Source organism: Halocynthiibacter sp. (genome assembly GCF_049608145.1).
GTDB lineage: Bacteria > Pseudomonadota > Alphaproteobacteria > Rhodobacterales > Rhodobacteraceae > Halocynthiibacter.
In genome coordinates this window covers 36,717-50,076 of the sequence record NZ_JBMYXF010000004.1, presented here as the reverse complement: position 1 = coordinate 50,076, position 13,360 = coordinate 36,717, and the positions used below count along the sequence as shown (strand labels likewise).

12 protein-coding genes are annotated in these 13,360 nt (G+C 52.0%); 8 read left to right on the top strand and 4 right to left on the bottom strand.

All coding sequences use genetic code 11. The features are described from left to right. The first annotated feature begins 55 nt into the window (after window positions 1-55). Genes ACPGUT_RS02645 through ACPGUT_RS02630 form a run of 4 tightly spaced genes read left to right on the top strand, consistent with a single transcriptional unit; the run spans window position 56 to window position 3,975 of the window. Window positions 56-1,579, top strand: a complete 1,524-nt coding sequence (locus tag ACPGUT_RS02645; RefSeq protein ID WP_423988690.1) for a class I adenylate-forming enzyme family protein — start codon at window positions 56-58, stop codon at window positions 1,577-1,579. Then, window positions 1,576-2,250, top strand: coding sequence for a DsbA family oxidoreductase (locus tag ACPGUT_RS02640; RefSeq protein WP_423988689.1), 675 nt, complete (start codon window positions 1,576-1,578; stop codon window positions 2,248-2,250). The genes ACPGUT_RS02645 and ACPGUT_RS02640 overlap by 4 nt, the downstream gene beginning before the upstream one ends. After that, window positions 2,247-2,750: a metal-dependent hydrolase gene (locus ACPGUT_RS02635; RefSeq protein WP_423988688.1), complete on the top strand. Its 504-nt coding sequence runs from the start codon at window positions 2,247-2,249 to the stop codon at window positions 2,748-2,750. Before ACPGUT_RS02640 ends, ACPGUT_RS02635 begins: the two co-directional genes overlap by 4 nt. After that, window positions 2,740-3,975 (top strand): multidrug effflux MFS transporter, encoded by a 1,236-nt coding sequence (locus tag ACPGUT_RS02630; protein WP_423988687.1) that lies wholly within the window; start codon window positions 2,740-2,742, stop codon window positions 3,973-3,975. The genes ACPGUT_RS02635 and ACPGUT_RS02630 overlap by 11 nt, the downstream gene beginning before the upstream one ends. A gap of 6 nt (window positions 3,976-3,981) precedes the next feature. On the opposite strand, the gene ACPGUT_RS02625 is transcribed toward ACPGUT_RS02630, so the two are convergent. From ACPGUT_RS02625 to ACPGUT_RS02615, 3 genes are all read right to left on the bottom strand, one after another. Further along, the gene (locus ACPGUT_RS02625) at window positions 3,982-4,239 is read right to left on the bottom strand and encodes an excalibur calcium-binding domain-containing protein (protein WP_423988737.1); all 258 of its coding nucleotides are present in this window, start codon (window positions 4,237-4,239) and stop codon (window positions 3,982-3,984) included. A 66-nt stretch (window positions 4,240-4,305) separates the two neighbouring features. Beyond that, window positions 4,306-7,779: a transcription-repair coupling factor gene (gene mfd / locus ACPGUT_RS02620; RefSeq protein WP_423988736.1), complete on the bottom strand. Its 3,474-nt coding sequence runs from the start codon at window positions 7,777-7,779 to the stop codon at window positions 4,306-4,308. 29 nt (window positions 7,780-7,808) lie between these two features. After that, the gene (locus ACPGUT_RS02615) at window positions 7,809-8,357 is read right to left on the bottom strand and encodes a component of SufBCD complex (protein ID WP_423988686.1); all 549 of its coding nucleotides are present in this window, start codon (window positions 8,355-8,357) and stop codon (window positions 7,809-7,811) included. 124 nt (window positions 8,358-8,481) lie between these two features. On the opposite strand from ACPGUT_RS02615, the gene hemB reads away from it, so the two are divergent. From hemB to ACPGUT_RS02595, 4 genes are all read left to right on the top strand, one after another. Beyond that, a complete protein-coding gene (gene hemB / locus ACPGUT_RS02610) occupies window positions 8,482-9,486 on the top strand; it encodes a porphobilinogen synthase (protein WP_423988685.1) in 1,005 nt (334 codons plus the stop codon). 201 nt (window positions 9,487-9,687) lie between these two features. Next, on the top strand, window positions 9,688-10,122 hold the full coding sequence (locus ACPGUT_RS02605) for a universal stress protein (RefSeq protein WP_423988684.1): 435 nt from the start codon (window positions 9,688-9,690) through the stop codon (window positions 10,120-10,122). 22 nt (window positions 10,123-10,144) lie between these two features. Beyond that, window positions 10,145-11,647 (top strand): alanine/glycine:cation symporter family protein, encoded by a 1,503-nt coding sequence (locus tag ACPGUT_RS02600; protein WP_423988683.1) that lies wholly within the window; start codon window positions 10,145-10,147, stop codon window positions 11,645-11,647. 173 nt (window positions 11,648-11,820) lie between these two features. Further along, on the top strand, window positions 11,821-12,390 hold the full coding sequence (locus ACPGUT_RS02595) for a YSC84-related protein (protein WP_423988682.1): 570 nt from the start codon (window positions 11,821-11,823) through the stop codon (window positions 12,388-12,390). Between the two features lie 53 nt (window positions 12,391-12,443). On the opposite strand, the gene ACPGUT_RS02590 is transcribed toward ACPGUT_RS02595, so the two are convergent. Further along, window positions 12,444-13,313 carry an NAD(P)-dependent oxidoreductase gene (locus ACPGUT_RS02590; protein ID WP_423988681.1) on the bottom strand — a complete coding sequence of 290 codons (870 nt, stop codon included), beginning with the start codon at window positions 13,311-13,313 and terminating at the stop codon, window positions 12,444-12,446. Window positions 13,314-13,360 lie beyond the last annotated feature (47 nt).

Genomic DNA, 13,360 nt, shown 5'->3' with positions numbered 1-13,360 from the left:
CCCTTTTTTCTGCCGCCCCCTTGCAACCTGCGCTTTGCAGGCGTAGCCAGTTTTTATGCTTTCCGAATTTAAAAATGGCACGCCACCAGCGCTGCCCACTTCATTCAATATGGCCGCCTGGGTTTTGCAACATGCCGTTGATCTTGGCGACAAACCTGCGCTGGAAGTGATCCGTGCAGGGGCGAAAGACAGCCTCAGCTTTTCACAGGTTGAAAGCGCCGTACGTGGCATTGGTACTGGCTTGCTGTCCGATGGATTAAAACCGGGCGACACAGTGTTGATGCGCCTAGATAATACACCAGAATTCCCGCTGTGTTATCTGGCTTGTATTGCTGTTGGTCTCATCCCTGTGCCCACCGCGGCCCAACTTACGGGGCCCGAGGTTGCGAAACTCTGTTCCGTGGTAAATCCGTCAACGATCATCGCAAGCCCAGGCGTTCCCCTTCCTGATGTCCCCCCGTGCAAAGTGTTGATGGCTGATGACTTGAAAGCAATGCACAGCCTACCTCCTGCGGATTATGACATGGGCGATCCACATCGTCTGGCCTATATTATTTTCACATCCGGTACCTCAGGCGTTCAACGCGCGGTCTGTCATGCCCATCGCGCTATTCTTGCCCGTCAGATGATGATGCAAGGCTGGTATGGGCTGACGCAACAGGATCGCCTGATGCATGCGGGTGCGTTCAACTGGACTTACACCCTTGGCACTGGCCTGATGGATCCCTGGACCATCGGTGCAACCGCCCTTATTCCCGAACCAGGCACATCCGCCAGCGCACTTCCAGCGCTGATGTCCGAACATAGAGCAACGATTTTCGCTGCTGCACCAGGTGTTTATCGTCAACTGTTGAAGGATGAACAAAACCTTACTCTGCCAGAGTTGCGACATGGCCTTTCCGCCGGTGAAAAACTGCCAAACAGCACACGCAAGGCTTGGAACAACGCAACAAATACCAAGATTTTCGAAGCCTTTGGCATGTCTGAATGTTCTACCTTTATATCTGGTGCGCCAGGTTATCCTGCACCGGCTGGCAGCCTAGGTCGTCCACAACCTGGGCGTCATGTCGCTATTCTCGGACCCGACAATCAGCCAGTGCCAATGGGACAGGAAGGCGAAATATGTGTTTGCCGTGACGATCCCGGATTAATGCTAACCTATCTTAATGCTCCGGATGACACAGCCATGCGTTTCTCTGGACGGTGGTTTCGCACCGGTGACAGTGGATCAATGGATGACACCGGTGCGATCACTTATTTGGGGCGTGCAGATGATATGATGAACGCCGGTGGTTTTCGGGTGTCTCCAATCGAGGTTGAATCTGCGCTGACGCAACATCCTGATGTGCAGGAATGCGCGGTTGTGGAATTGCCAGTAAAAGCAGATGTTAGCGTAATCGCGGCCTTTTATGTGGCACAGAACGACCCCGGGGAAGACGTGTTGAAACCCTGGCTGTCCGACCACCTGGCCCATTATAAAATGCCCCGTATGTTCATACCCGTATCTGCTGTACCTCGCGGCGCAAACAACAAAATCCTGCGCCGAAAATTGCGCGAAGACTGGAAGGCAAGCCAATGATTAAACTTGATATTATTTCAGATCCAATCTGTCCGTGGTGTTTTATCGGCAAAACCTATCTGGACCGTGCTTTGGAAAAATACCCAGACCACCCCTTCACAATTGAATGGCATCCGTTCCAGTTAAATCCTGATATGCCCGCTGAAGGCATGGATCGCCGTGCCTATCTAGAGGGCAAATTCGGCGGCAAGGAAGGCGCCTTAAGGGCTTATACGCCCATTGTTGAACACGCCAAGAAGATCGGCCTTGAGATCAATTTTGAGGATATTCAACGTACGCCGAACACGTTGGATGCCCATCGCCTGATCCATTGGGCGGGTATTGAAGGCAAACAGACCGTTGTGAAATCTGCCCTGCTCAAAGCCTATTTCACCGATGGTCGTGATATTGGCAACAAGGACGTCCTGTCTGAGATCGCAGAAGAATGCACCATGGATAAAATGGTTGTGGGTCATCTGCTGAAATCTGATGCGGATGCCGATGATATCCGTCAGCGTGACACCCATGCCCGTGAACGTGGCGTCACCGGCGTACCTTGCTTTATCATTGATAATCAACATGTTCTTTCCGGTGCGCAACCGCCAGAGCTGTGGGGGAATGTGATTGAAGAAATCATGGAGCAGCTGGAAAATCAGCCTGCAGACACGCCGGATGAAACGGACGAGGCATGATCACTGCCCACCTGCCTTCTGGTTACCTATTGGCAAAACTGACGCGCACTCCGCGATTGTTGATGCCATTTGCGATCCTGGGGGCCGTTCTTCCAGACTTTGATATGTTCTGGTTTCACTTGGTCGATAACCGCGCATTTCATCACCATAAATACTGGGTGCATGTGCCCGGGTTCTGGCTGCCTGTGGCAGTATTCACCCTGGCGTTCCTGTATCTTTTTATCCGCCCACGCTTGAAGTTTCCGGTAATGCAGGCCGCTTATCTGTTCTTCGCAGCGATCCTGTTGCATTTGATCTTGGACAGTTTCACCGGCAGTATCATGTGGCTTTGGCCCTTTGATCACACCCTGTACGAACTTGTGAAAGTATCCGCCCAATATGACAATTGGGTCTGGTCTTTTATCCTACACTGGACATTCTCTGCCGAAGTAATGATCTGGTTCACTGCAATTTACCTATATTTTAAACCTCTCCCCGAAAGCTCTTCTGATGCAATCTGATACGACACATCCCGATATGCCTCCGCGCCTGCCCATGGCAGAATTCGTGGCCCTGATTGCGATGCTATTTTCGACAATCGCCTTTTCCATTGATGCCATGCTGCCAGGCCTGCCTTCGATCGCACAAGAACTAACCCCAGGGGATATCAACCGTGCACAGCTTGTGGTTACAAGCTTTGTTTTTGGCATGGGCGTTGGTACGTTTTTCACCGGCCCGTTGTCTGATGCATTTGGGCGACGTCCGGTTCTTTTGGGCGGTGTCGCGGTCTATATCTTTGGGGCATTTCTGGCATGGTACAGTCAATCCGCAGAAGGTCTCTTCGCCGGGCGTGCGCTTCAGGGGCTTGGCGCGGCCGGGCCACGTGTTGTTGCCATGGCGATGGTGCGTGATCTTTACTCGGGACGTCAGATGGCAAAACTGATGTCATTTGCCATGATCGTCTTTTCCCTTGTCCCAGCCATTGCGCCGGCCCTTGGCGCACTGATCATTGCACTTAGCTCCTGGCGCGGGATCTTTATGGCGTTTATGATATTTTCGATAACTTCAGCGATCTGGGTCTATTTGCGTCAGGGTGAAACCCTGCCCCGTGATCAACGTATTCCGCTGCAGGCCGGCCGTTTTGTCTATGCCCTCCGGGAAGCTTTCAGCAACCGTATGTTCGTGCTTTCAACCCTGGTGCAAACCCTGATCTTTGGCCTGTTAATGGCCCTGATTTCATCGACCCATCAAATCTACGACATACAATTTCACCGCGAGGCAGAGTTCCCCTTCTGGTTTGGTGCATCTGCTGCGATTTCTGCCAGTGCAAGCCTGATAAACGCTAAACTTGTGGTGCGTCTCGGCATGCGTGCGTTGATTGCGGGCGCGCTACTCGTACAGCTTTGTGTGTCTCTGGTCATGATCATCATGACCGCTGCTGATCTGTGGCCCACATGGCTTGCGTTTCCGGCCTGGTTCTTTTGGTCTACATCATTGTTCTTTATGCTTGGCTTTACCATGGGCAACCTGAACGCCTTGGCGATGGAACCAATGGGCCATATTGCGGGCATGGCAGCGTCAATTATCGGTGCAGTTTCAACAGTCATCGGGGTTGCAATTGCCGCCCCGATCGGCCTGGCGTTCAACGGCAGCTTCCTTCCGCTGGCGGTGGGCGCAGTTGTCTGTACTGGTCTGGGTTGGCTGATTATGGGACAGATCAAAAAACTGGAACGCGTCAGCCAGTGACATAAATTAACGACAGCGACTGCTGCACAGGCTTTCACAAGGAATGCCATCGCCGTCCCCATCCCGGCGGCGATGGCCACAGACGGTCAATTTGTAACAAGCTTCTGCACAGCTTGAAATCTGTCCGCATGTTTTTCGCGAACAATCCCAATTTTGCGCCAAAAGAAATGTCCTAAGTTCAGACACGGTTTGTGTCGGTTCATTTGGGGTTTCGGGGCTGGCCAACGCGTTGCCAGAGATAAAGGCGGAGGCAACACAGGCCATAAGAATAGTCTTTTTCATAATGCAAAAAGACCTAACACCTTCAGGTTGCATCTGGCATGCGACACGTTAACCTTTTTTAACGGTTTTGGCTTTCTCTGCTTTTACCTTTTCCGCCAGATCCCGGGCAATCGCAAATGCTCCTTTGATCTTATCAGCCGTTTTCGCCCAATCCCTGCGCACGACAATCTTATTGTCACGTATCTTGGCCAACCCGTTCTGGGCGGCGATGAATTCAACAAGGCCCTGGGGGGACGCGAATTTATCGTTATGGAATTGAATGGTTGCACCTTTTGGTCCACCATCCAGCTTTGCGATCCCTGCCCGCTTACACATAGCTTTGATGCGCACGACCAGCATCAATGTATTAACCTCTTTCGGCAGCTTCCCAAATCGGTCAATCAGTTCTGCGGCGAAACCTTCCAATTCAACTTTTGTGGTCAACCCAGACAGACGGCGATATAGGCCAAGGCGCACATCCAGATCCTGTACATAGGTTTCCGGGATCAGCACAGGCACACCAAGGTTAATCACAGGTGACCATTGGCCGTCATCATCCGTCAAACCTTCCATTTGGCCGGATTTGATCTTGGCAACGGCTTCTTCCAGCATGCTCTGGTACAACTCATAGCCGACTTCACGCATCTGGCCTGATTGTTCTTCGCCAATCAAATTGCCCGCACCGCGAATATCCAGATCCTGGCTGGCCAGCGTAAAGCCCGCGCCAAGGCTATCAAGACTGCCAATCACCCGCAGGCGTTTCTGCGCCGTCTGGGTCAGCGGAATGCGTGGACGTGTCGTCAGATAGGCGTAAGCCCTTGTTTTGGAACGTCCTACACGCCCACGGATCTGGTACAATTGCGCAAGACCAAACATGTCGGCTCGGTGTATGATCATTGTGTTGGCCGTTGGAATATCGAGGCCGCTTTCCACAATTGTCGTCGCCAAAAGCACGTCATATTTGCCGTCATAAAAGGCATTCATCCGGTCATCCAGCTCGCCCGCGGCCATCTGTCCACTGGCGGTGACAAAGCTGATTTCCGGCACGTGATCGGTCAGGAAATCCTCAATCTCTTTCAGATCCTTAATCCGCGGCACGACGTAAAAACTCTGCCCGCCGCGATAATGTTCCCGCAACAACGCCTCGCGGATGGTGACGCCGTCAAATTCACTGACATAGGTTCGAATTGCCAGGCGATCCACGGGTGGTGTCCCAATGACGGACAGTTCACGCACACCCGACAAAGACATTTGCAAAGTTCGTGGGATTGGCGTTGCTGTTAGGGTCAATACGTGAATGTCGGATCGCATGGATTTCAGGCGTTCCTTATGGGTCACGCCGAAATGCTGTTCTTCATCAATGACAAGCAAGCCAAGGTTCTGAAAACGTATGTTTTTCGCTAAAAGTGCATGGGTACCGATAACGATATCAACGGTGCCTTCCGCCATGCCTTTGCGTGTATTTTCGGCCTCTTTTGCTGTGGCAAATTTAGACAGTTGATGAACTTCAATCGGGAACCCCCGGAAGCGTTCAGAAAAGCTTTTGAAATGTTGCCGCGCAAGCAGCGTTGTGGGCGCAATCACGGCAACCTGTGTGCCGGACATTGCCGCAACAAAGGCTGCACGCATGGCGACCTCGGTTTTGCCAAAGCCCACATCACCACAAACCAGACGATCCATGGGTTGCCCCGACGCGAGATCCGCCAACACATCCTCAATGGCGCCCAGCTGATCATCTGTTTCTTGATATGGAAAACGGGCGGCAAAGGCTTCCCAGATTTCCTGGGGTGGTTCCATAATCTGCCCAGACCGCAAAGCCCGTTCTGCGGCAATACGGATTAATTTGTCCGCAATCTGACGAATGCGTTCTTTCAGCTTGGCTTTCTTCGCCTGCCAAGCCCCACCACCCAGTTTATCCAACAGACCTTCGTCTGCACCGAACTTTGACAGAAGTTCAATATTTTCAACGGGAAGGAACAGGCGATCGCCACCGGCATATTCCAATGCGATACAATCATGCGGCGCGCTCATGGCGGTGACAGTTTCAAGCCCGTTGTAACGCCCGACCCCGTGATCGACATGCACGACAAGATCACCAGGCGACAGGCTTTGCGCCTCAGTTAGAAAGTTTTCAGCACGCCGTTTGCGCTTTGGTGCCCGTATCAGACGATCCCCCAGAACATCCTGTTCCGAAATCACGGTCAGTCCCGGGCTTTCAAACCCTGCTTCCAAGGGCCAAATCGCAAGAAACACGCCACCTTCGCCCTCAGGTATGTCGCGGAAATCCTTAATCTCAGTGATCCCAGTCAGCCCTTCATCGGCCATCAAACCACCAAGACGTTCCCGTGCACCTTCAGACCATGAGGCAATCACAACCTGTCCGGTTAAACGTTTTACCTGAACATGATCTTTCAGAGCGCTGAAAAGGCTTACGTTTTCGACCTGTCGTTCAGGTGCGAAGTTTCGACCAATGCGACCGCCTGCATCAATTAACCCAGGTCCTGGTGCCTGCTGCAAAGGTGACAACTGAAGCACGCGACTGTCTTGTACAGAAACGTCAAATGCATCCGCATCCAGATACATTTTTGCAGGCGGAACCGGCTTGTAAATTGTATCAATGCGATTGCGGTCTTTCATGGCAATCTGGCGGGTTTCATATTGATCTACGATCATATCCCAACGGGACCGGATCATCGCATTTACCTGATCATCCAGCGCAATTGTGGCATCAGGAAGGTAGTCAAACAGGGTTTCCAGCCGATCATGGAAAAATGGCAACCAATGTTCGACACCGGCATATTTCATGCCTGCGCTTACATGTTCATACAGTGGGTCATCCGTACCAGCAGCGCCGAATTCGATACGGTAATTCTGCCGGAACCGTGTGATAGCGGCCTCATCCAAGATGACCTCAGACACAGGTGCAAGTTCAATTTTATCAAGCTGTTGTGTGGTGCGTTGTGTCGCGGGATCAAAGTGACGGGCCCCATCCAGAATATCACCAAAGAAATCCAAACGCACAGGTTGCCCGCCGTCCCCGCCTGTGGGGGGAAAGATATCCACAATCCCGCCGCGCAAGGCGTAATCGCCGGGTTCCATCACAGTCGAAGTTTGCGAAAACCCCATGCGCACAAGAAAATCCCGCAGTGCCGTTTCGTTTACGCGTTCACCAACACGCGCGGTGAAACTTGCGCTTTCCAACACTTCGCGCGCAGGGATCTTCTGTGTGGCAGCCTTTAATGTGGTCAAAAGAACAAACGGCGCTTTGACACCTTGCGACAGCCCCGCAAGTGTTGCCATACGCGCAGCGGAAATCGCTGCATTTGGTGAAATACGGTCATAAGCCAGGCAATCCCAGGCCGGAAAATCCAAAACCGTTAACTGTGGTGCAAAAAAAGCAAGCGCGGCCCGCATCTGCGCCAATCGCTTGTCATCGCGCGCGATATGGATCACGGCGCATTGTTTTTTCTCAGCTTCCCGCGCAATCAGCAGTGCATCGCTGCCTTCCGGCGTGCCGCCACATGTGATCTTTTCACCTGCCATCATTACAGCCCCTGTCAGTGGAATACGGTTCAGACACCAAGAACCGTTGCGGAAATATTCTGATACATGCCCCACATTGAAGTTACCAGAATGGAAAACATACCGATCAGCTGAATGTTCAGTCGCAACCGCGCCAACATGTTGATCAAGTCAACGCCGCGGATCTGATTACGCCTAACCGCCAAAGCCGCGCGAACAGATAGAAACATCACGGCGGAAAGTGGAAACAGCAATAAAAACAACGCCTGTGAAAATTCCAGCCAGAATATAAATCCCAGTGTAAACAGGCTGCTCAGCATGAAAAACAACACAATCAACATCACAAACCCACCGATTTCAGACACAGTGTTCAACCGGTTCGTGTTGATACGGATCAGGGCTTCTAGATCTTTGGTGGTCTGATCGGCATCTTCCATGCCGCGGCTGATCTGATTGCGGGCGCGTTGAACGATATCATAGGGCACGCCCAACACCCAATGGCTGGCGGACGACCACATCACCGCAAGGACGATCCAATACCAAAGATTAGAAAAAGATCGCATATCGATCAGTTCAAAGACGCTTTGATAAATATCCACAAGGACCCCTTACCTGGTGAAACATGTTCGTTTGCAAACATGGAAGTTGCCCTATCTGACATATGCCAGCTTGAGCCCGGGTGCAATCCATGCGAACCCTATCATGATTGAAATGAGGTTCACGATGTCTTCCACCAAAATCACCCCATCCTTTCCGCTGTCACGTCCGCGTAGATTGCGCAGTTCAGATGCATTGCGCCGCATGGTACGTGAGAACACATTAACGCCGGATGATCTCATCTGGCCTGTCTTTGTGACTGCGGGAAAAAATCAACGTGATGCAATTGTTTCGATGCCGGGTGTCGAACGCCTATCGATCGATTTGCTGGTTCAGGCTGCAAAAGATGCGTTTAACCTGGGGATACCGGCGATTTGCATTTTCCCTTACACGGATCCTTCCTTAAAAACCGAAGATTGTGCCGAAGCTTGGAATCCGGACAACCTGTCAAACCAAGCTATTCGCGCGATCAAAGACGCGGTGCCTGAGATGATGATCATGACGGATATCGCGCTGGACCCTTATAACATCAACGGTCATGACGGTTATGTTGTTGATGGAAAAATTGTGAATGATCAAACAGTTGAAGCCCTTGTAAAAATGGCAATCGCCCAAGCCGAAGCCGGTGCCGATATCCTTGGCCCGTCTGATATGATGGATGGTCGTATTGGTGCGATGCGCAATGCGCTGGAAACTGAAGGGCATCAGAATGTGTCGATTCTTAGCTATACTGCAAAATATGCATCTGCATTTTACGGGCCCTTCCGGGATGCTGTTGGTGCCTCTGGTGCGCTGAAGGGGGATAAGAAAACCTATCAAATGGATCCAGCCAATTCGGACGAGGCCATGCGCCTTGTTGCGCGGGACCTGTCTGAAGGGGCGGATATGATCATGGTCAAACCCGGCATGCCTTATCTGGATATCTGCCACCGGGCGAAATCCGAATTTGGCGTGCCTGTATTTGCCTACCAGGTGTCCGGTGAATACGCGATGATCAAAGCCGCCGCACAAAACGGCTGGGTCGATGGTGAAAAGGTGATGATGGAAAGCCTGATGGGCTTTAAACGGGCCGGATGTGATGGTGTGCTGACCTATTTCGCACCCGAGGTCGCAAAGCTGCTTCAGGGCTGATTTCCCCTAAAGACACAAAAACGCCATGAAAAAGGACCGTATCCGACAGGATCGGTCCATTTTTTTTGGATTTTGCGTCAAACTGGTTATACCGCCCTTCCCTTTGGTCAATCAGGCTGAACCCATCTGAGACATTTTCGCACACAGTGACGGCAGAGATCGTCAGGCGAACATGTCGTATCAACATAACGAGGGAAAATAATGTCAAATACAGTTTTACTGGCCGTGGACGGGAGTGACGGAAGTCACCGCGCAACCGCCCATGCCATTGCCCGGGCAAAGCTTGGCGGATCTAAGATCCTGCTGGCTTATGTGATCGAATGGTCAGCCTATTCATTTAATACGCCAGAAGAGAACGCCGAACGTCATAAACGCCGCGAGCTGGAAATTGAAAAAGCCACATCTCTGGTTGTGAACCCGGGTGCAGATCGCTTGCGTGAGGCTGGCGTCGAAGTTGAAACCATCGTTCAGCACGGCCCACCCGCAGAAACGCTGATCCGTCTGGCAAAAGAACATGATGTTGCACAGATCGTGATCGGGCGTCGGGGCGAAAGTGGGATCAAGTCGCTGATCTTTGGCTCAGTTGCAGGCAATCTGATCCAGACCTCACCCGTTCCCGTCGTTGTTGTGCCGTAAGGCAAGGTAGAAAGGACATAATATGAAACGCGTTCTGCTGTCCCTTGTGGCACTTATACTATTTACACTCCCTGTCAGCGCCGGAATTGACGAAACCATTAACGAAATCACAAAACCGCTGGCCTCCTTTATCGGGTCCGTGGTGTTTGTCAAAATCCCTCTGTTCGGTGCAGAGCTGCCGATCGTTGTGCTTTGGCTTGTGATCGGTGCGGTGTTTTTCACCGTCTACATGGGCTTTATCAATCTGCGCGGCTTTGGTCATGCGATCAAACTTGTACGTGGCGATTATGCCGATCCGAATTCATCCGGCGAAGTCAGCCACTTTCAGGCACTAGCGACGGCCGTTTCTGGCACCGTAGGCATTGGTAACATCGGCGGTGTTGCGGTTGCGGTGACCGTTGGTGGTGCTGGTGCAACCTTTTGGCTGATCGTTGCAGGTCTTCTGGGCATGTCAACGAAGTTCGTTGAATGTACTTTGGGTGTGAAATACCGCCTTGAGAACGAAGATGGTTCCGTATCCGGTGGTCCAATGTACTACCTTGATAAGGGCTTTTCTGAACTTGGCATGGCTGGTTTTGGCCGTTTCATGGGCATCTTCTATGCGGTTGGTATCTGTATCGGCGCGCTTGGCATTGGCAATATGTTCCAATCAAACCAAGCATATGTTCAGCTGAATACTGTTGCGAACGGCGCACTTGATGGCATGGGCTGGCTTGTAGGTCTGATCCTGGCTGCGGTTGTTTTCGCTGTGATCATCGGCGGCATCAAATCCATCGCACGCGTTACAGAAAAAGTCGTGCCGTTCATGGCAGTCTTTTACTGTGCCTTTGCAATCATTGTGATCCTGATGAACTTCACAGCCCTGCCACAGGCGATTTCAAACATCTTCACGGGTGCCTTCACAGGTGAAGGCGTCGCCGGGGGTGCGCTTGGTGCTTTGATCATTGGTTTCCAACGTGCTGTTTTCTCAAACGAGGCCGGCATCGGTTCCGCTTCTATCGCCCACTCTGCTGTGAAAACATCTGAACCCGTGACCGAAGGTTATGTTTCCCTGCTGGAACCCTTCATCGATACCATCGTGATCTGTACGATCACTGCTTTGGTGATTGGTACAAGCCAAGTGATGGATCCAAACTTTGCGGGCGACGCAACCGGTGTTGCAATGACATCTGCAGCGTTTGAACGCCAGTTCTCATGGTTCCCAACGCCGCTTGCGATCGCAGCCCTGCTGTTCGCTTTTTCAACCATGATCTCTTGGTCCTACTACGGCCTGAAGGGCTGGACATACCTGTTTGGCGAAGGCGCAAGCAGCCAGATGGTTTACAAAGTCATCTTCTGTGTATTCGTCGCTTTGGGCTGCATGGTTCAGCTTGGTCCGATCCTCGATATCTCTGATGCGCTGGTCTTCTTGATCTGTGTGCCAAACATCTTGGGTCTGTATTTCCTCGCACCTATCGTGAAGAAAGAAATGCAGAAATATCAGGCAAAACTGGACAGTGGTGAAATCAAAAGCTACCGCGACTGATTTCTGACACATCGACCAAAGCCCCGCCTCCAGAACTGGTCGCGGGGCTTTTTTTATGCAGGGATCCGCCATTTCAGCTCCAAAAACGCAAATCACCGTGACAGGTCAGTTTTTTTCATTTAGCCTGCGTTTTAAGGGTGAAAACACCCACAGCAATTCAGAGGCGGAACAAAATGAGCACTCTTAAAACACTGACTTCCCGGCGTGGATTTATTCTTGGAACCGGCGCACTGGCAACAACGGCGGCCTGTGGCAATGGCGTTGGTTCAAACGGATCCAGTCGCATTGATGCCCGTGTATCCCAGACTGTACAACATATGTATTCCCAATTTCCCGGAACCCGCGATCTTGCCCGGAAATCTGTTGGCATGCTGGTCATGCCCCTGATCACCGAAGCCGGGTTTGGCATTGGCGGGTCTTTTGGCCGCGGGGCGTTGCAGATTGATGGCGGCACTGTGGATTACTATTCCGCGGCATCCGGCAGCTTTGGTCTGCAGATCGGCGCGAAACAATTCGCCCATGTCCTGTTCTTCATGACCAATGAGGCGCTTTATGATTTCCGCAATAGCCATGGCTGGGCTGCGGGGGCTGATTTGGAATATGCCGTATCCGATCAGGGCGGAGATGTTTCCGCCGATACAACGACTGCGCTGTCTCCGGTTATCGCTGCGATCTTCGGCCAGGCTGGTCTGCACATTGGTGCAACCCTAGAAGGCACAAAATATACCCGCATCATTCCATAGATCCGGAACAGTCCTGAATGAAAAGCCGCCTTGTTTCAGGCGGCTTTTTTATTTTACAGCTTTTGCAAGCGCTTAAACAGGCTTGAAGTGTCCCAGCGGCCCCCACCCATTTTCTGCACATCTTTATAGAACTGGTCTACCAACGCGGTCACCGGCAGGCTTGCACCGTTTTCATCCGCCGCATCCAGACAGATCCCCAGATCCTTGCGCATCCAGTCGACAGCAAACCCATGATCAAAATGATCGTCCAACATGGTTTCATGACGGTTTACCATCTGCCAACTGCCAGCGGCGCCTTTGCTAATCACTTCAACAATTGCTCGCCCATCCAGCCCGGCTTTATCTGCAAAATGCAGCGCTTCGGATAGGCCCTGCACCAAACCTGCAATAGCGATTTGATTGCACATTTTGGCTTTCTGCCCGTCACCACTTTCGCCAATACGGCGACAGATGCTGGAAAACGCGTCAATTGCGTGTTCCGCACGGTCGTAATCGGCCTGCGCACCGCCACACATCACGGACAACACACCGTTTTCCGCTCCGGCCTGACCACCAGACACAGGCGCATCAATAAACCCAATGCCGCTTTGTACCGCAATTGCGTGCAACTCTTTTGTCACAACCTCAGACACTGTGGTGTGATCGATGAACAGGCTGCCCTCTGCCATACCAGCAAAAGCACCGTCATCGCCCAGACAAACAGCGCGCAGGTCATCATCATTGCCAACGCAACAGAAAACCATTTCAGCACCCGCCACAGCTTCGCGCGGAGTCGGCGCAAAATTGCCACCGTGTTCATCCGCCCAGGCCTGCGCTTTTGTGGTTGTTCTGTTGTATACACACAGCTCATACCCCTTAGAAGCCAGGTGTCCCGCCATCGGATACCCCATCACACCCAGCCCCAGAAATGCCAGTTTACCCATGATCTTCCCCATTTCTTTGAATTGCTTTTCACATGTCCATTTCGTAA